The organism is Undibacterium sp. TC9W (assembly GCF_049339865.1).
GTDB lineage: Bacteria > Pseudomonadota > Gammaproteobacteria > Burkholderiales > Burkholderiaceae_D > Undibacterium.
In genome coordinates this window covers 1-18,961 of record NZ_JBMPPJ010000016.1, presented here as the reverse complement: position 1 = coordinate 18,961, position 18,961 = coordinate 1, and the positions used below count along the sequence as shown (strand labels likewise).

General features: G+C 50.3%; 15 protein-coding genes, 1 tRNA gene and 1 pseudogene. All 17 read right to left on the bottom strand.

Annotated elements, in window-relative coordinates; all coding sequences use genetic code 11:
• A complete protein-coding gene (locus ACO0LN_RS20775; RefSeq protein ID WP_422977036.1) occupies positions 1-1,362 on the bottom strand; it encodes a formimidoylglutamate deiminase in 1,362 nt (453 codons plus the stop codon).
• On the bottom strand, positions 1,359-2,174 hold the full coding sequence (gene hutG / locus ACO0LN_RS20770) for an N-formylglutamate deformylase (RefSeq protein WP_422977034.1): 816 nt from the start codon (positions 2,172-2,174) through the stop codon (positions 1,359-1,361). Before hutG ends, ACO0LN_RS20775 begins: the two co-directional genes overlap by 4 nt.
• A 14-nt stretch (positions 2,175-2,188) precedes the next feature.
• Positions 2,189-2,953, bottom strand: coding sequence for an IclR family transcriptional regulator (locus ACO0LN_RS20765; RefSeq protein WP_422977032.1), 765 nt, complete (start codon positions 2,951-2,953; stop codon positions 2,189-2,191).
• Positions 2,954-3,060: 107 nt separating this feature from the next.
• Complete coding sequence (locus tag ACO0LN_RS20760) at positions 3,061-3,342, bottom strand: hypothetical protein (RefSeq protein ID WP_422977031.1); 282 nt, start codon at positions 3,340-3,342, stop codon at positions 3,061-3,063.
• Positions 3,343-3,683: 341 nt separating this feature from the next.
• Positions 3,684-4,364 (bottom strand): SPOR domain-containing protein, encoded by a 681-nt coding sequence (locus ACO0LN_RS20755; RefSeq protein ID WP_422977029.1) that lies wholly within the window; start codon positions 4,362-4,364, stop codon positions 3,684-3,686.
• A gap of 16 nt (positions 4,365-4,380) precedes the next feature.
• On the bottom strand, positions 4,381-5,187 hold the full coding sequence (locus tag ACO0LN_RS20750; protein ID WP_422977027.1) for a type III pantothenate kinase: 807 nt from the start codon (positions 5,185-5,187) through the stop codon (positions 4,381-4,383).
• 31 nt (positions 5,188-5,218) lie between these two features.
• Entirely contained in the window at positions 5,219-6,028 is an 810-nt protein-coding gene (locus tag ACO0LN_RS20745) for a biotin--[acetyl-CoA-carboxylase] ligase (protein WP_422977025.1), read from the bottom strand.
• A gap of 135 nt (positions 6,029-6,163) precedes the next feature.
• Positions 6,164-10,396, bottom strand: coding sequence for a DNA-directed RNA polymerase subunit beta' (gene rpoC, locus ACO0LN_RS20740; RefSeq protein ID WP_422977023.1), 4,233 nt, complete (start codon positions 10,394-10,396; stop codon positions 6,164-6,166).
• Between the two features lie 357 nt (positions 10,397-10,753).
• On the bottom strand, positions 10,754-14,860 hold the full coding sequence (gene rpoB, locus ACO0LN_RS20735) for a DNA-directed RNA polymerase subunit beta (protein WP_422949018.1): 4,107 nt from the start codon (positions 14,858-14,860) through the stop codon (positions 10,754-10,756).
• 222 nt (positions 14,861-15,082) lie between these two features.
• A complete protein-coding gene (gene rplL, locus ACO0LN_RS20730; protein ID WP_186949962.1) occupies positions 15,083-15,451 on the bottom strand; it encodes a 50S ribosomal protein L7/L12 in 369 nt (122 codons plus the stop codon).
• A 52-nt stretch (positions 15,452-15,503) separates the two neighbouring features.
• Positions 15,504-16,043 carry a 50S ribosomal protein L10 gene (gene rplJ, locus ACO0LN_RS20725; RefSeq protein WP_186949960.1) on the bottom strand — a complete coding sequence of 180 codons (540 nt, stop codon included), beginning with the start codon at positions 16,041-16,043 and terminating at the stop codon, positions 15,504-15,506.
• Between the two features lie 295 nt (positions 16,044-16,338).
• Positions 16,339-17,034 (bottom strand): 50S ribosomal protein L1, encoded by a 696-nt coding sequence (gene rplA, locus ACO0LN_RS20720; RefSeq protein ID WP_110258377.1) that lies wholly within the window; start codon positions 17,032-17,034, stop codon positions 16,339-16,341.
• Positions 17,034-17,465 (bottom strand): 50S ribosomal protein L11, encoded by a 432-nt coding sequence (rplK, locus tag ACO0LN_RS20715; RefSeq protein ID WP_110258378.1) that lies wholly within the window; start codon positions 17,463-17,465, stop codon positions 17,034-17,036. Before rplK ends, rplA begins: the two co-directional genes overlap by 1 nt.
• A gap of 168 nt (positions 17,466-17,633) precedes the next feature.
• On the bottom strand, positions 17,634-18,227 hold the full coding sequence (nusG, locus tag ACO0LN_RS20710; protein WP_422977019.1) for a transcription termination/antitermination protein NusG: 594 nt from the start codon (positions 18,225-18,227) through the stop codon (positions 17,634-17,636).
• Positions 18,227-18,610, bottom strand: coding sequence for a preprotein translocase subunit SecE (gene secE, locus ACO0LN_RS20705; RefSeq protein ID WP_422949022.1), 384 nt, complete (start codon positions 18,608-18,610; stop codon positions 18,227-18,229). The genes nusG and secE overlap by 1 nt, the downstream gene beginning before the upstream one ends.
• A 36-nt stretch (positions 18,611-18,646) precedes the next feature.
• A tRNA-Trp gene (locus tag ACO0LN_RS20700) sits at positions 18,647-18,722 on the bottom strand.
• Between the two features lie 69 nt (positions 18,723-18,791).
• A pseudogene (gene tuf / locus ACO0LN_RS20695) lies at positions 18,792-18,961 on the bottom strand (elongation factor Tu); the annotation flags it as partial.

Here is an 18,961-nt window from a genome sequence, read left to right as displayed (position 1 = left end):
TTATAGGGCTCGCAGAATATTCATGCAGTTTTTGTAGGCGGAATTAACTTCTGCCTGATGTATATGCTTGCCCTGTACTACCAGTTTTCGCCCTCCTACATACACATCGCGCACCAGATTGTCATTGCCTGAAAAGATCCAGGTATTGAGCACATCCGTGCTAGCTACACCTGCAAGATTCGGATGCGCGTCATCAAGTACTACCATATCGGCGCGATAGCCAGTAGTCAGTTGTCCAAGCTTGCGTCCGCTTGCTTGGGCACCACCTTGCAGGGCTGCCTGATACAAGAAATCACCAACCTTGCGCTGACCTGTAACGCTGGCAATATTGCGGCCCTGCAGGCGCAGGCGCTGGCCATATTCCAGCCAGCGCAATTCTTCTACCGGGCTTTGTGATACATGGCTGTCACTGCCTACACCAAAGCGACCACCAGCTGCGATGTAATCTGGTAAATCAAAAAAACCATCACCGAGATTGCCTTCAGTCGTCGTGCAGATTCCTGCCACTGCGCCACTGGTCGCGATACCCTGCACTTCAGCCTTGTTCAGATGCGTGGCATGCACCAGGCACCAGCGCTCATTCACAAGCTCACTATCAAGCAAGAGTTCTACCGGGCGTTTGCCTGAGTAAGCAATGCAGGCATCGACTTCTTTTTGCTGCTCAGCGATATGGATATGGATAGGACGGGCGGCGGGCAGTGCCGTTACCAGTTCACGTATCTGGCTGATACTGGCAGCGCGCAGGGAATGCGGAGCGACACCAACTTCAACCTGGGCATTGCGCTTGCCTTCCAGTGCTTCGATCAATTGCATGATCTCGGCCACATTGGTGGAGAAACGGCGCTGGTCGTGGCGCAAAGCCTGTTCACCAAAATCGGCGTAACTGTATAACACGGGCAGCATGCTGATGCCCATGCCAGTCTGTTCTGCAGCAGCGATAACGCGCTCTGCCATCTCGGCTGGGCGCACATAAAAACTGCCATCATGGTCACGATGCAGGTAATGAAATTCACAGACTGCGGTATAACCATGACGCAGGCATTCAGCATACAATTGCGCCGCAATGGCCTGGATTTGCTCAGGCGTGATATGCAGGGCATAACGGTACATGAGATCACGCCACGTCCAGAAGCTGTCCTTGCCCTCACCTGCCATTTCCGTCATGCCCGCCATGGCGCGCTGGAAGGCATGCGAATGCAGGTTGGTCATACCGGGCACGACAAATTGCGCCTGATTTTCGTGGGCCTGCAAAACAGCATCCTGCTCGACCTGACTCAGATCACCACCTTCATTCCAGTGCAGGCGTACATTACCGGTCCAGCCCTGAGGCAGCAAAGCGTGATGGGCAAACAGGCTGCTCATGCGGTACTCCCTTGTGTCTTGTTCCAGTCCAGGCAGACTTGCAGCAACTGCCTCAGCAGAGGTTGTACCTTGACTGCCAGGTCAGGCCGGTATTCGTAGGGCGCTGCTTCATTCATGTATATGCACTGACTCATCTCCAGTTGCACTGCATGGATATGACGAGATGGCTGGCCGTAATTGCGGGTGATAAAACCACCCTTGAAACGGCCATTGAAAATATGGGTATAGGCTTGCGCATGGGCAGAATTTCTGAGGCATGCCTGCAATGCATTCTGCATACCTATGTCACAGGATTTCTGGTCAGCTGTACCAAAATTCAGGTCGGGTAATTTACCTTCAAAAAAACGCGGCACCAGCGAGGCAATAGAATGCGCATCCCATAAGACGACACTACCATGCAGGCTCAACAGACGCTCCAGCTCTTGTTGCAATCGCTGGTGATAAGGTAACCAGTAAGTGGCGATACGACGCTGTACCTCGGCTTCTGTCGGCAAATTCTCTGGTGCATATAGTGGCTGCTTGGCAAAGGTATCAACCGGGCACAGACCCGTAGTATCTTGCCCCGGATACAGATTGGCATTGTCGGACGAACGGTTCAGGTCTATCACATAGCGTGAATATTCAGCCGCGATGGTGGATGCGCCGAGCTCTGCTGCCATATTGTAGAGTTCACGCAAATGCCAGTCAGTATCGGTTTTTTCTTGAGCGACTGGCAGCATCCGTGCAGCGATGTCATCCGGTATGCTGGTACCCACATGTGGCATGGAAATCAATAGGGGCAGGCTGCCCTGTTGAAAATGAAAAGCAGTCATGGTGTCTCCGGGATTTATGGATATTTTAGTTTGTGGCTCAGTCTGTCGGCTGCTGCCAAAGTCATATTGATGAGTTCGTGCTTGCGTTGCTGTATGCGCTGGGCAGGTGCCATCAGGGACAAGGTGGCTTCAAGTTTATGGCGGCCAGAAAACACAGGTGCGCTGACGCCCCAGATACCAAGATCGACTTCATTCTCACTGGTGGCATATCTCTGTTCACGTATGCCTTGCAACTGGGTTTGCAAGTCTTGCAGCAACTGGCCGGATACTGGTGCATTTTCCAGAAAATTCTGCGCCAGCAATTCGTCTTGCAAGGCTGGCGGCAGATGTGCCAGCAAAGCCTTGGCCGACGCACCGCGCACGCTGGAACTGGCACGGCCTTTGGCAAAAGAACAGCGCAGGGCTTGCTGGCTTTCCTGCATGTCCAGGCAAACCACTTGTCCATTGACATAGGCTAACAAACCTACGCTCTCACCCGACTTTTGCACCAGATCGGCAAGTTCATCGCGCGCTGCACTCATCAGCCAGGAATGCTGGTCAAAACCACGCGCCAGTTGCACTGCCAGCGGGCCAGGCTCATATAAGCCCGTCTGCGCATGTTCCTGCACCAGGCCCCATTTCTTGAGGGGTGCGAGCTGGCGGTATAAGGTGCTCAGTGGCAAGCCGGTTTGCTCTACCAGTTCACGTGCAGACAAGGCCTCGCCATGACGGGCAATGCAGGCCAGGACCTGTAAAACGCGTTCGCTTTGAGGAATATCTATTTGGTGAAGAACAGCCATAGAGAGCTAGCATATAAATTTGTATATAAGCATGCTAGCATTAAGACGAGAAACATCAACTGCAAATTCTCATACGATGAGAATTAATGATTATTTTTATTCAAAAATTAATCGTGGTGCTGGGGACCGGCATATCCATCTTCTGCACTGACGAATGCGGCATCGTCATAATCATAAGCAGCATGCTTAGTGCTAGCCCCCAGGGTAGGCTGTACAAACAGATAACAAGCTATCGCCCCGATAACCGGAAGCAGCCAGATCAGCGCATATTGCGCGTACTTTTGAGCAGGCTCGTAAAAGTCACTCTTCACGACCAAATAACTGATGTACAAGTTCAGAGCCAGTAAAAGACTGACTATGCAGACGGTTACAAGCAAGGGAGTATCCATATTTATAAGGGTAGCGAAGTTTTCAGTAAGGAGAATTAAGCGCTTGTTACTCGCATTTATTCGTTACAAGCTGCTTCTTAGTGATCCAGGCCATGCAAACCAACTCCGGTATATTCAGGAACATCGTCCCTGAATCTGATTTTATGGCTTACATCTGGTTTAGCTAGCGTATAACAAAACAAACTACCCAATAAAGGTAGCAACCAAATCAGGAAAAATTGGAAAGCCTTTTGCGCTGACCCATAATAATCGCTGCGAAGAACACAGTAACTGACATAGAGGTTAATTGCACATACCGTGCATACAAAGAGTATCGTCATCATCTCCAGATTGCTCATAGCTTAACTCCTGCTATACGCCGTCGCCTGGCAATTGCGGTTTTCCTGCGCCGGGAACTCAGCCTTGATGATATCGTACTTGCTCTTTTCTTCTGCGCTCATGACCCTGAACTGGTAGGCAAATTTATTCGTGCTGACAGTACGCGGGCCAATACGGGCAGAGCGCACGCCTTTATTGCTGAGATTATTCAAATGCAGTTTGGCTGCTTCCTCAGTCTTGAAAACACCGAGTGAAATACCCCAGCGCAGATTGCTCTGGTCTTGGACGATATAGAAATCATTGATACCCAGGCGACGCAATTCACCGGCTTTTTTGTCTGCGCCTTCTTTGCTGCCTTGCGAAGGGATGAAGACCATGTGGGTGGCAACATCAACGACATTGATACGGGACTGGCGGTCACCCATTGCCAGGGACTTTAATTTTTCTTCAAACTTGGGAATATCGTTTTGCTGGAAGTTACCGACTTCGAGGCAGGCAATAACTTCAGGTTTCTTTTCTGATGCCGGCTCACTTGGCGACACTGCTTCTGCCGCAGTCAGGAGCTTTAACTGGTCGGCGTGATGCTGTTTTTTCAGGCGCTCGGGCTCATGGGTATCGAGGGACCAGTGTCCCAGATAGCCGAGATTAAATGCCAGTAGGAAGGCATTCAGTACGAGCAGGCTCCAGAAAAAGAATCTCAGCATGGGTAAAGTGTCAGTGTTATCGGTCCGGGCTTGATTGTGCCACGACAAACAGCCCCGTCAAGACCAGATTATCTACATATTGATAAGGAATGCCCAAATGATTCAATAAATACGGGGCAGCACCACCAGAAATCACGCAATTGACAGCCATTTTCTCTTGCTGCTGCAGGGTATTGAAGGCACGTATTATCGCACCGACCTGGGCACTGATGCAGCCGCTTACGATAGCCTGGTCGGTATTATCGGCAAAGACTTTGGCGATCTCTGTTGATTCTGCCACCTGGGGCAATTGTGCGGTATTGCGTGCCAGCGATTCTGCCATCAGTTTAAGGCCAGGCAAGATCATGCCTCCCTTGAATACGCCATCTGCAGTGACAGCATCGACTGTGGTGGCAGTTCCACAAGTGGCGACAATCAGGCTTTGCTGCGGGAACAGGTAATGCGCACCTATCATGGAGGCGAGGCGATCACAGCCCAGTTGCGCCGGATTGCGGTAGCCATTGTGCAGGCCGGCGATATCTTCTTGCGATGCAAACCAGTTTATGTGCAAGTCTGGCTGTACTTCTTGCAGCAAGGCCGTGAGTTTTTCTTTGATACTGGCACCGGCGACATTGGATATCAGGGCGCGTGTAAAGTGCATACCTTGCCAGCTGATTTTCAAAGTGTCCAGTTCAGCATGGCTGACGGAGGCAATCTGCTGCCACACTGGCGCTGGTGCCGGTGTTAGTGCGGGTGTTGGTGCCGATCCCGCTGGCACAGCCTTGATATCTGCCAGCGCCCATTTGATGCGCGTATTACCTGCATCGATCAATAATTGACTCATGTCTGCTTCACTCTTTTTCTTGCTACTTTTTTCATACTACTGGCCGTAAAGACACATCGCCCGCCAGTATATTGACCTGGCCCTGCTCAGTCTGTAATACCAGGCAACCATGCAGATCGACACCGAGCGCTTTGCCGGTATGTAAAACCTGGCCGTGGTCGAGTATATGTACGGTTTGACCAGCGTAGGCATGCAGGGCATTCCAGCGTGGCAAAAAGGCTGAAAAACCTTGCTGACCAAATTGCTGCAGAGCTGAGGCAAGCGCATTCAGCAATTGTGCAAGCAACAGGTTTCTATCCATCTGCGCGAGCCAGGGTGCATCTGCCAGGGCGCGACCCACCTGTGCCTCCAGCTCATCCGACACTTGCAGGTTCAGGCCTATGCCAGCAACTATCCAGGTGCCACCTTCACTGGCCGCGGCAGATTCGAGCAAGATACCGGCGAGTTTTTTGCCATCGCGCAAGAGGTCATTTGGCCACTTCAATTGTACGTTCTGGTTCAGGGCATTCAGACACTCAGCCAGGGCAACGCCTATCGCCAGTGGCAGGCCCATCAGCTTGTGCGGTTCTTGTGGCAAATGCCAGGCAAGGGAAAAAGTCAGCATGCCACCGGGCACGGTCAGCCATGGGCGACCGGCCCTGCCACGCCCTGCTGTCTGATGTACGGCCACCCGCAGTACCGGGTGCGCTGGTGTCGATGTGCCCGCAGACAGGCGTGCCATCAGGTCGGCATTGGTGGAGCCAGTTTCTGCGACGACTTCGATATCAACTTCGCGGTCTGCGCCATCACAGAGTTTTTCTATGGCGGCAGCATTGAGTTCCAGGTTTTTATTCTCTTGCATAATCTGTCTATGGTTAGCAGCCGTATTGTACTGCTGCCTGAACAAATGTTCAGGCCAAAAAAAACGGCACCTTATACAGGTGCCGTTCTTTACTACATCAACATCTTGATACTGCTGTAATGCTGCGGTGATTGCTTATGCTTCGCCGCCATCCACTACATCAGTTGCTGTTACTTCTGGTATCGGCGCAAATGCTGCTTTTTCTGCTTCCAGCAGGGCTACGCGTTCATCTGCTTCCCAAGTTTCTTTCAACTTGCGAGCACGATGGAATGCCAGACCTGTACCAGCAGGTATCAATCGACCAACGATGACGTTTTCTTTCAAGCCACGCAGACCATCTTTTTTGCCCATGATCGCAGCTTCTGTCAGAACACGTGTGGTTTCCTGGAAGGACGCCGCAGAGATGAAGGAATCGGTGGACAGGGATGCCTTGGTAATACCCAGCAAGATATTTTCATATGTTGCGGGGATACCGTTAGCTGCTGCTACGCGATCATTTTCATCCAGCAATTCGGAACGTTCTACCTGTTCACCAACGATGTAGTTGGCATCGCCTGGATTAACCACGACAACGCGACGCAACATCTGACGCACGATCACTTCAATGTGCTTGTCATTGATCTTAACGCCTTGCAAACGGTACACATCCTGAACTTCATCAACAATGTAACGTGCCAGCGCTTCGATACCCAACAAACGCAGGATGTCTTGTGGATCGGCCGGGCCGTCAACAATCATCTCACCCTTGTTCACCACCTGGCCGTCATGCACCAGAACTTGTTTGTCTTTGGTGATCAGGAACTCGTGTTTCTCGCCGTCCATGTCTGTGATTTCCAGACGTTGCTTACCTTTGGTTTCTTTACCAAACGCAACCGTACCTGTCACCTCTGCCAGCATACCGGCATCTTTTGGTGAACGGGCTTCGAACAACTCAGCAACGCGTGGCAGACCACCGGTAATATCACGGGTTTTTTGTGATTCTGTCGGGATACGCGCCAGAACTTCACCCACGTGTACTTGCTGACCGTCTTTGACGGTAATCAGCGCGCCCACCTGGAAGCCGATCGTTACTGCGTGTTCTGTACCAGCGATCTTGACTTCTTCGCCTTGTTCGTTCAACAGCTTGACTTGTGGACGCAGTGTTTTACCAGCTGCGCTACCACGGCGTTTCGCATCGATCGCCACCAAAGTGGACAAACCTGTCACTTCATCAACCTGTTTGGCAACAGTTACGCCTTCTTCGACGTTTTCGAATTTCACCGTACCGGTGTATTCGGTAATGATAGGACGGGTCAATGGATCCCATGTTGCCAACGCTGTACCCGCCTTGATGACCAGACCGTCTTTAACGATCAGAGTTGCACCGTAAGGTACTTTATGACGTTCACGTTCACGACCGTGGTCATCAGTGATCAGCACTTCGCCAGAACGGGAAATAACGATCTGGTCGCCTTTACCGTTAGTGACATAACGCATGGTCGCTGTGAAACGGATAGTACCGTTGGACTTGGCTTCAACAGAAGATGCAATCGCTGCACGGGATGCCGCACCACCGATGTGGAAGGTACGCATCGTCAACTGTGTACCTGGTTCACCGATGGACTGCGCAGCGATAACACCAACTGCCTCACCAGCATTGACCAGGGAACCACGGCCCAGATCACGGCCATAGCACATGGCGCACAGACCGTAGCGTGTGTCACATGTCAATGGTGTACGTACTTTGACTTCATCGATGCCCAGGGCTTCGATGCGTTCTACCATTGTTTCGTCGAGCAAAGAACCTGCTTCGTACAGCGTTTCCTGAGTTTCAGGATTGACGATGTCATTCGCGCAAACGCGGCCCAGGATCAGGTCACGCAAAGGCACGTTAACTTCACCACCTTCAACGATGGCCTTCATGGACGAACCATTGGCTGTACCGCAGTCATCTTCAACCACGACCAGATCTTGCGTCACGTCAACCAGACGACGTGTCAGGTAACCGGAGTTAGCTGTTTTCAACGCCGTATCGGCCAGACCTTTACGCGCACCGTGAGTGGAAATAAAGTACTGCAAAACGTTCAGACCTTCGCGGAAGTTCGCGGTGATCGGCGTTTCGATAATCGAGCCATCCGGTTTCGCCATCAGACCACGCATACCTGCCAACTGACGAATCTGGGCTGCAGAACCACGCGCACCGGAGTCGGCCATCATGTAAATGGCGTTGAAAGATTCTTGCGTACCGACAGTGCCGTCGCGGCGTGTGACTGGTTCAACTTTCAGTTGTTCCATCATGGCCTTGCCGACTTCATCACCGGTTTTGCCCCAGATATCGACCACTTTATTGTAACGCTCACCCGCAGTCACCAGACCGGACGCATATTGCTGTTCGATCTGTTTGACTTCGTGTTCTGCTGCTGCCAGCAAAGTCACTTTTTGTGGTGGAACCAGCATGTCATCGATACAGATGGAGATACCGGCACGTGTCGCCAGGCGGAAACCCATTTGCATCAATTGATCAGCAAACACCACCGTTGCACGCAGACCGCACTTGCGGAATGAGGTATCGATGAGTTTGGAAATTTCTTTTTTCTTCAACGCACGGTTCAGTACGGTGAATGGCAAGCCCTTAGGCAGAATCTCGGACAGGATCGCACGGCCAACAGTCGTTTCATAACGCTTGATGGTTTTAACGAATTCGCCAGTTTCTACATTCTTAGGGTATTCAGTAATACGTACTGTGATACGTGTGCTCAGTTCGACTTCCTTGTTGTCCCAGGCGCGGATCGCTTCTGAAACGTCAGGGAACATCATGCCTTCACCCTTGCCGTTGATTTTTTCACGGGAAGCGTAGTACAGACCCAACACGATATCCTGGGAAGGAACGATAGACGGTTCACCATTGGATGGGAACAGAATATTGTTGGATGCCAGCATCAAAGTGCGTGCTTCCATCTGTGCTTCGATAGACAGAGGAACGTGAACCGCCATTTGGTCACCGTCAAAGTCGGCATTGAAAGCCGCGCAGACGAGTGGATGCAACTGGATCGCTTTACCTTCAATCAGGACCGGCTCAAAAGCCTGGATACCCAGACGATGCAGCGTAGGCGCACGGTTCAGCATGATAGGATGTTCGCGGATAACTTCTTCCAGAATATCCCATACAACTGGTTCTTGTATTTCTACCAGTTTTTTTGCTGCCTTGATGGTGGTTGCCAGACCCATCAATTCCAGTTTATTGAAAATGAAAGGCTTGAACAGTTCCAATGCCATCAGTTTTGGCAGACCGCACTGATGCAATTTCAGTTGTGGACCAACCACGATAACGGAACGGCCAGAGTAATCGACGCGTTTACCCAGCAAGTTTTGACGGAAACGACCGCCCTTACCCTTGATCATTTCTGCCAGGGACTTCAGAGGACGCTTGTTGGCGCCTGTCATTGCCTTACCGCGACGGCCATTATCGAGCAGAGAATCGACGGCTTCCTGCAACATACGCTTTTCATTGCGTGTGATGATTTCAGGAGCGCGCAATTCCATCAAACGCTTCAGACGGTTGTTACGGTTGATGACGCGGCGATACAGATCGTTCAGATCAGAAGTCGCGAAACGGCCACCATCCAGCGGGACCAATGGACGCAGTTCTGGCGGCAGAACCGGCAGAACTTCCATGATCATCCAGTCTGGCTTGATGCCTGAGCGCTGGAATGCTTCCAGTACTTTCAGACGTTTTGCGTATTTCTTGATCTTGGCTTCAGATTTGGATTCTTTCAACTCAGTGCGCAGGGTTTCTGCATCACGGTCGATGTCGATGGAACGCAGCAATTCACGGATGCCTTCAGCACCCATGAATGCCGTGAATTCATCGCCGAATTCTTCATACTTGGCAGCGTAATCATCTTCAGACATGATCTGGCATTTTTTCAGCGGAGTCATGCCTGGATCGGTGACGACATATGCTTCAAAATACAGTACACGTTCGATATCACGCAAGGTCATGTCCAATACCATACCCAGACGGGATGGCAGGGATTTCAGGAACCAGATATGTGCAGTTGGGGAAGCCAGCTCGATATGGCCCATGCGTTCACGACGCACTTTGGCCAGAGTCACTTCAACGCCACATTTTTCGCAGATAACGCCGCGGTGTTTCAGACGTTTGTACTTGCCGCACAGGCATTCGTAATCCTTGATAGGACCAAAAATCTTGGCGCAGAACAGACCGTCGCGCTCAGGCTTGAAAGTACGATAGTTGATTGTTTCCGGCTTTTTAACTTCGCCGTAGGACCAGGAACGAATTTTTTCTGGAGACGCCAGACCAATTTTGATCGCGTCGAATTGTTCGTTGGGTTGGACTTGCTTGAATAGATCGAGCAGAGCTTTCATGTGTATCACTCCAGTTAAGCGCGCAAACGCTTGGTGGCTGAATGGTGCTGCAACAGAAGCTTCGCCGCTTTACCCTGTTCGCATGAGCGGGAGAGCCAGGTCTTTTCGACACAGGTTCCGCTGATACCGGGAACGACATTACTTCCAAACTGCTTGCCAGGTTTAACGGCCATCGCCCGAATGCTATCCGGGCGATGACTTACTGCAATTACAAAACTAATTGGAGGACCTCTGATTAAGCTACTGCGCGACGCTATTTTGGGCCTGCGATGCTCGCCGTACTTTCGTACGACTGCGCTTCTTAACCCAAACTAACGCCGCTCGCTACGCTTACTCAGAGGCTCCTTGATTCATTCATTAGCTACGTTCGAGATCGATATCGATACCCAGAGAGCGAATTTCTTTGACCAGAACGTTGAAGGACTCAGGCATGCCAGCGTCTATCACATGGTCACCCTTGACCAGGTTTTCATAGACTTTGGTACGGCCATTCACGTCATCGGACTTGACTGTCAACATCTCTTGCAAGACATAAGACGCGCCGTAAGCTTCCAGTGCCCAGACTTCCATCTCACCGAAACGCTGACCACCGAACTGTGCTTTACCGCCCAGTGGTTGTTGCGTGACCAGAGAGTAAGGACCGGTCGAACGTGCATGCATCTTGTCATCAACCAGATGGTGCAATTTCAGTACGTGCATGTAACCCAGCGTGACTTTACGCTCAAACGCTTCACCGGTACGGCCATCAAACAGGGTGACCTGGTTTTTCGATGGTGTCATGCCCAGTTGTGCGGCGATATGGTCAGGGAAGGCCAGATCCAGCATGCGACGGATTTCATCTTCATGCGCACCGTCAAATACCGGTGTTGCAAATGGCACGCCATGCTTCAGGTTGTTCGTCAATTCCAGGATCTCTGCATCGGAGAAGCCGTCGATGTCTTCCTTCTTGCCAGATTCGTTATAAATCTTCTTCAGGAAATCACGCAGTTCTTCTACCTTGGCTTTGGCTTTCAGCATTTCGCCTATGCGCAAGCCCAGGCCTTTCGCTGCCCAGCCCAGATGTACTTCCAGAACCTGACCAACGTTCATACGTGATGGAACACCCAGTGGGTTCAACACGATGTCTGCTGGTGTACCGTCAGCCATGTAAGGCATGTCTTCGATAGGCACGATACGGGAAACCACACCCTTGTTACCGTGACGACCCGCCATTTTGTCACCAGGTTGCAGGCGACGTTTAACAGCCAGGTAAACCTTGACCATTTTTTGTACGCCTGGCGGCAATTCATCGCCTTGCGTCAGCTTGGTACGTTTTTCTTCAAAAGCCAGATCGAACTGATGACGTTTTTCAGCGATGGAATCTTTCATCGCGACCAGTGCATTGGCTGCTTCATCAGATGCCAGGCGAATATCAAACCAGTGGTATTTATCCACGCTAGCCAGGTATTCCTTGGTGATCTTGGTGCCTTTAGCCAGTTTAGCCGGGCCGCCGTCAGCGATCTTGCCATCCAGCATACGTTCCAGACGCTCAAATGCATCGCCTTCAACAATACGCAACTGATCGTTCAGATCGAGGCGATAACGCTTCAATTCATCATCGATAATTTGTTGTGCACGTTTGTCGCGTTGTATGCCTTCGCGGGTGAACACTTGTACGTCAATGACAGTACCTACCATGCCGGAAGGCACGCGCAGGGAAGTGTCTTTAACGTCAGAAGCTTTTTCACCGAAGATGGCGCGCAGCAGTTTTTCTTCTGGTGTCAGTTGAGTTTCACCTTTTGGTGTCACTTTACCGACCAGGGTATCACCAGCGGTTACTTCAGCGCCGATATAAACGATACCGGATTCATCCAGACGTGCCAGTTGGTTTTCTGCCAGATTGGAGATATCACGTGTGATTTCTTCCGCACCCAACTTGGTATCACGGGCAACAACCGACAACTCTTCGATATGAATCGAGGTATAGCGGTCATCAGCCACCACTTTTTCAGAGATCAGGATCGAATCTTCGAAGTTATAACCATTCCATGGCATGAACGCGACCAGCATGTTCTGACCCAGGGCCAATTCGCCCAGATCTGTCGATGCGCCGTCGGCCAATACGTCACCTTTTGCGACCAGATCGCCAACTTTGACGATAGGGCGTTGGTTGATATTGGTGTTCTGGTTGGAACGGGTGTACTTGATGAGGTTGTAGATATCCACACCGACTTCACCAGCCTGTGCTTCAGCATCATTCACACGAATAACGATACGGCCCGCATCGATGTAATCAACTTTACCGCCACGCAGTGCCTGTACTGTTGTACCGGAATCGACTGCCACAGTACGTTCGATACCTGTACCAACGAATGCTTTTTCTGGGCGCAAGCAAGGAACGGCTTGACGTTGCATGTTGGCACCCATCAACGCACGGTTCGCATCATCGTGTTCAAGGAACGGGATCAGGGATGCCGCAACAGAAACCACCTGACCGGTAGCCACGTCCATGTACTGGATACGCTCTGGGGATACCAGGATCGTTTCGCCAGCTTCACGGGCAGAGACCAGTTCATCGATCAGTTTGCCTTCGCCATCGATCGTCGCATTCGCCTGGGCGATGATGTAACGACCTTCTTCAATCGCAGACAGGTAATCGATCTGAGATGTGATTTTGCTATCGACCACTTTACGGTATGGTGTTTCCAGGAAACCGTATTCGTTCAGACGCGCATACAGAGCCAGTGAGTTGATCAGACCAATGTTTGGTCCCTCTGGTGTCTCAATCGGGCAGACGCGGCCATAGTGGGTTGGATGAACGTCGCGGACTTCAAAGCCGGCGCGCTCACGTGTCAAACCACCAGGTCCCAGGGCGGAAATACGACGCTTGTGCGTGATTTCTGACAATGGGTTGGTCTGATCCATAAACTGGGACAATTGTGAAGAACCGAAGAACTCACGAATCGCAGCAGAGATAGGCTTGGAGTTGATCAGGTCATGCGGCATCAGGTTGTCGGCTTCAGCCTGACCCAGACGCTCTTTGACAGCACGTTCAACACGTACCAGACCAGCACGGAACTGGTTTTCAGCCAATTCACCAACGCAACGTACGCGACGGTTACCCAAGTGATCGATATCATCGACTTCGCCACGGCCATTGCGCAGCTCAACCAGAATCTTGATCACGGCCAGTACATCTTCGTTCGACAAAGTCATGGCACCTGTCAGTTCATCACGGCCGATACGGCGGTTGAACTTCATGCGGCCGACTGCGGACAAATCGTAACGGTCTTCGCTATAGAACAAGCCATTGAACAGGGCTTCAACAGAATCTTCTGTTGGTGGTTCGCCAGGACGCATCATGCGGTAGATGGCAACGCGGGCAGCCATCTGGTCAGCTGTATCATCAGCACGCAGAGTCTGGGAAATGTAAGCACCCTGATCCAGATCATTGGTGTACAAAGTCTGGATATCAGTGACTTTGGCATCGCGCAAACGACCCAGCAATTCTTCTGTCAGCTCATCATTGGCATTGGCAATAACTTCACCAGTGTCTGCATCAACGATATTCTTGGCCAGCACGCGGCCCAGCAGGTAGTCTTCAGGCACGGAGATGTGCTTGATGCCACCGGCTTCGATTTCACGTACATGCTTGGCATTGATACGCTTGTCTTTGGCAACGATGACTTTGCCGTCTTTGTCGCTGATGTCAAAACGGGCAACTTCGCCACGCAGACGTTCTGCAACGAATTCCATTTCTGCGCCATCACTGTGCAGGTTGAAATTATCGAAGACAAAGAAGTTAGCCAGGATCTGTTCATTGCTCATGCCTATGGCGCGCAGCAAGATAGTGACTGGCATCTTACGACGACGGTCAATACGGAAGAACAGGATGTCTTTAGGATCGAATTCAAAGTCGAGCCAGGAACCACGGTAAGGAATGATCCTTGCCGAGAACAGCAATTTGCCTGAAGAATGTGTCTTGCCGCGGTCATGTTCGAAGAACACGCCAGGGGAACGGTGCAACTGGGACACGATAACGCGCTCAGTACCGTTGATGACAAAAGAACCAGTAGTTGTCATCAAAGGCAATTCGCCCATGTAGACTTCCTGTTCTTTCATTTCTTTGACAACCGGCTTGGTTGGTGATTCCTTGTCCAGAATGACCAGGCGAACTTTTGCACGCAAAGGCGATGCATAAGTCAGGCCACGCAATTGACATTCCTTGACGTCGAACGCAGGATCGCCTAAAACGTAGGACAAGAATTCAAGACGTGCGAACCCATTGTGCGAAACAATCGGGAAAATCGAGGTGAAGGCAGACTGCAAACCCTCGTTCTTACGAGTTGGCGGTGTTCTGTCTTCTTGTAAAAAGCTCTGGTACGACTCGATTTGAGTCGCCAGCAAGAACGGAACGTTGTGGACGTTGGCGCGCTTCGCAAAAGATTTACGAATACGCTTCTTCTCAGTAAATGAGTAGTGCATGGACACTCCGTGAGTGGCAAGGAAGGATAGAGAATTCAGGATTCTTGTCACAAAAATAAAACCTAGCAACTCTGTGACAAAAAAACCTCAAGTCTCAACCCTCGGTCTTAATAAACAGCTAAACAACCCTGAACGACAAAGAAGCCAAAGAGGAACCCTCTCTTCCAAGAGGATTCCTGTCTTTGACTTGGGCAAATCCGAAGACTTGCCATGATACCTGAATTACTTGATGTCGGCTTTCGCGCCTGCATCTTCCAGTTTTTTCTTAGCTGCGTCAGCATCAGCTTTGGAAACTGCTTCTTTAACTGCTTTTGGTGCGCCATCAACCAGGTCTTTAGCTTCTTTCAAGCCCAGGCCTGTGATTTCGCGAACTGCTTTAATGACGCCAACTTTGTTTGCGCCAACTTCAGCCAGAATTACGTTGAATTCTGTTTGTTCTTCAACTGCTGCTGCTGGACCGGCTGCTGCTGGGCCTGCTACTGCTGCTGCGGAAACACCAAATTTTTCTTCGAAAGCTTTTACCAGGTCGTTCAGGTCCATTACGGACATCGCGCCTACGGCTTCCAGGATATCGTCTTTGCTAAGTGCCATTTGAAACTCCAATTAATTAATTACATTGATACGGTATTTGACGGAAAAAAACTTATTCTGCGGCAGCTTCAGCAGCTTCTTCAGCTACTGGTGCTGCAGGAGAACCTGCTTCTTTCTGTGCTGCGACGGCTGCCAGAGCACGTGCGAAAGCAGATACAGGAGCCTGCATCATGCCAACCACTTGCGCCAACAATACTTCACGGCTAGGAATGCTTGCTAATGCGACAACGCCAGCTTTATCCAGCGATTTGCCTGCATAGTTACCCGCTTTAACAACCAGTTTGTCATTGCTTTTTGCAAAGTCTTGAACGACTTTAGCAGCAGCAACAGCATCTTCCGAGATTGCATAAATCAACGGACCAGTCATTTCAGAAGCGAGACTTGCAAATGCAGTTCCCTCAACAGCGCGACGTGCCAATGTGTTTTTCAACACACGCATGTATACGCCTTGAGCGCGTGCGCTAGCACGCAATTGCGTCAAATGACCGACCTGGATGCCACGATATTCGGCCACGACGATAGTCTGTGCAGTTGCTACTTTTGCAGAGACTTCAGCGACGACGGCTTTTTTGTCATTCAGATTGAGACTCACGGTCAACCTCCATTAATGATATTCAGTCCATACACCGGAATGATGTACTTCCCTCATATCGTTTCGAACACGGCGTCCGAAGTTAGGAGTTTCACTGGGGGACCAGTAATCACTACAAAACTTGTTCGGGTACACCATCTGCGTTGGGACCTGTCGATTACTCTTCAGATATTAACCTCATGCTTGAAAACTACACTCGCACACTCGGCCCAACGGTCTTTGACACTCTGGATGTTTGTTCAAAACATCCAGCCCAAAGATGCGCCCTGCATCAAAGGATGCAGGGACTTAATTCTTAGCCTGCCAGATTAGCGTGATCTACACGTACACCTGCACCCATAGTGGATGAGATGGAAACTTTACGCAGATACACACCTTTGCTGGATGCTGGTTTTGCTTTATTCAAAGCATCGATCAGCGCAACCAGATTGGACTTCAGGTCACCATCAGCAAACGACTTACGGCCGATTGTTGTGTGGATGATACCTGCTTTGTCCGTACGGTATTGAACTTGACCAGCTTTTGCATTTTTAACTGCGTTAGCTACGTCAGGAGTTACTGTACCGACTTTAGGATTAGGCATCAAACCGCGTGGACCCAGGATCTGACCCAGAGTACCAACGATACGCATAGTGTCTGGAGAAGCGATAACAACGTCAAATGGCATGTCGCCAGCTTTAACGCGTTCAGCCAAATCTTCCATACCTACGATATCAGCACCGGCAGCTTTCGCTTCTTCTGCTTTTGCACCTTGTGCAAATACAGCAACGCGTACTGTTTTACCTGTACCAGCTGGCAATACAACCGCGCCACGAACAACCTGGTCAGATTTCTTAGGATCAACACCCAGTTGTACGGATACGTCGATGGATTCGTTGAATTTTGCTGTTGCGCATTCTTTGATCAAAGCGATAGCATTGTCAAATGGATACACTTTCAGACGGTCAACTTTCGTTGCCAGCAATTTTGCTTTTTTAGATAACTTAGCCATTACAGACCCTCCACCGTGATGCCCATGGAACGAGCAGAACCAGCAATAGTACGCACTGCTGCGTCCATATCAGCTGCTGTCAAATCAGCGCGTTTAACGGTCGCGATTTCTTCAGCTTGCTGGCGAGTAATTTTGCCAACTTTGTCTGTATGTGGCTTGGAAGAACCTTTAGTGATGCCAGCTGCTTTTTTGATCATGTAAGTTGCTGGAGGAGTCTTCATCACGAATGTGAAAGACTTATCAGCAAATGCGGTGATCACAACAGGAATAGGCATGCCTGGTTCCATACCTTGGGTCTGCGCGTTGAACGCTTTGCAGAATTCCATGATATTCAGACCACGTTGACCCAGAGCTGGACCGATAGGTGGGGATGGGTTTGCTTTACCAGCTGGCACTTGCAGCTTGATAAAACCAATGATTTTCTTTGCCATGTTTGGCTCCTTCAAAAAATGAGTAGTAGCGCCTGCCGGTATCTTTTCACACCAGCAGGCTCCTCCGCCTGCTGAGAATTGTCTGTATTACGTTTGTAGCACTACAGCCAACGCTCTAACCAGTTTCAACAAATTGCTTTGTTACGTACTGGTCAAACGTGAATCCTGTTAAACCTTTTCGACCTGGGAGAATTCCAGTTCTACTGGTGTAGCACGACCGAAAATAGTGACTGTCACGCGTACTTTGGACTTTTCATAATTGACTTCTTCGACATTGCCGTTAAAGTCAGTAAAAGGACCATCCTTGATGCGGACTATTTCGCCTACTTCGTACAAGACTTTTGGCCTTGGTTTTTCAACGCCTTCTTGCATCTGCTGCAAGATCTTGTCGACTTCGTGCTGTGGTATCGGGGAAGGCTTGTTTGATTTGCCGCCGATAAAACCGGTTACCTTGCTGGTGTTTTTTACCAGATGCCAGGTATCGTCAGTCATTTCCATTTCAACAAATACATAACTGGGGAACAAACGACGCTCAGTGACGACTTTCTTGCCATTCTTTGGCTCTATCACTTCTTCAGTCGGAACCAGAATCTGACCGAATTTGTCTTGCATCTCTGCGCGTTCTATACGCTCCACCAATGCACGTTGCACACTCTTTTCCATACCGGAATAAGCATGCACGGCGTACCATCTTTTAGCACTTTTAGGTACAGACACCGCTGGTGCTGTACCTTCTTCGTTTTCCTGAATGTTCTCGCTCATTATTTTTTCCATCCGAGGATTACGTCATACAACACAAATCCGATCAACTGATCGGTGCCCCACAGGAAAAGCGCCATCACAAGAACAAAGCCAAATACTACGGCAGTGATCTGCCCCGCTTCTTTGCGGGTTGGCCAGACAACTTTCTTAGTTTCGCGCACAGCTTCTTTTGCAAAGCTGACAAAATCGCGACCCATTTCAGAAGTTGCGATAAATCCAACAGCAACCAACAAACCCACTACCAAAGCGATCGCACGTATCCACGTTGCCTGTCCAGCGAGAATATAAAAAGCAGCAACACCGGCAACTGCAGCCACTACCGCCAGAATGACTTTGTACTTGTCATTGGATGTACTAACTGTTTGAACGGGATGATTAGACATACTTTATTTACTTTCGGTGGCCAGCGGCCTTGATGGTGGCAGGGGCGGAGGGAATCGAACCCGCGACCTTCGGTTTTGGAGACCGACGCTCTGCCAATTGAGCTACACCCCTACATCTTGACATTTACTACAAGCCTTGCCCGAACGAATCAGGCAAGGCTTGTATTTTACTACTTATTTATTACTCGATGATTTTAGCAACAACGCCAGCACCGACTGTACGGCCACCTTCACGGATAGCGAAGCGCAAGCCTTCTTCCATCGCGATCGGGTTGATCAGTTTTACAGTGATAGATACGTTATCACCTGGCATGACCATTTCTTTGTCTTTCGGCAACTCGATCGAACCAG

Coding starts and splice junctions, on each gene's coding strand:
- ACO0LN_RS20775 (WP_422977036.1), bottom strand. CDS start 1,362: ATGAGCAGCCTGTTTGCCCATCACGCTTTGCTGCCTCAGGGCTGGACC.
- hutG (WP_422977034.1), bottom strand. CDS start 2,174: ATGACTGCTTTTCATTTTCAACAGGGCAGCCTGCCCCTATTGATTTCC.
- ACO0LN_RS20765 (WP_422977032.1), bottom strand. CDS start 2,953: ATGGCTGTTCTTCACCAAATAGATATTCCTCAAAGCGAACGCGTTTTA.
- ACO0LN_RS20760 (WP_422977031.1), bottom strand. CDS start 3,342: ATGGATACTCCCTTGCTTGTAACCGTCTGCATAGTCAGTCTTTTACTG.
- ACO0LN_RS20755 (WP_422977029.1), bottom strand. CDS start 4,364: ATGCTGAGATTCTTTTTCTGGAGCCTGCTCGTACTGAATGCCTTCCTA.
- ACO0LN_RS20750 (WP_422977027.1), bottom strand. CDS start 5,187: ATGAGTCAATTATTGATCGATGCAGGTAATACGCGCATCAAATGGGCG.
- ACO0LN_RS20745 (WP_422977025.1), bottom strand. CDS start 6,028: ATGCAAGAGAATAAAAACCTGGAACTCAATGCTGCCGCCATAGAAAAA.
- rpoC (WP_422977023.1), bottom strand. CDS start 10,396: ATGAAAGCTCTGCTCGATCTATTCAAGCAAGTCCAACCCAACGAACAA.
- rpoB (WP_422949018.1), bottom strand. CDS start 14,860: ATGCACTACTCATTTACTGAGAAGAAGCGTATTCGTAAATCTTTTGCG.
- rplL (WP_186949962.1), bottom strand. CDS start 15,451: ATGGCACTTAGCAAAGACGATATCCTGGAAGCCGTAGGCGCGATGTCC.
- rplA (WP_110258377.1), bottom strand. CDS start 17,034: ATGGCTAAGTTATCTAAAAAAGCAAAATTGCTGGCAACGAAAGTTGAC.
- rplK (WP_110258378.1), bottom strand. CDS start 17,465: ATGGCAAAGAAAATCATTGGTTTTATCAAGCTGCAAGTGCCAGCTGGT.
- nusG (WP_422977019.1), bottom strand. CDS start 18,227: ATGAGCGAGAACATTCAGGAAAACGAAGAAGGTACAGCACCAGCGGTG.
- secE (WP_422949022.1), bottom strand. CDS start 18,610: ATGTCTAATCATCCCGTTCAAACAGTTAGTACATCCAATGACAAGTAC.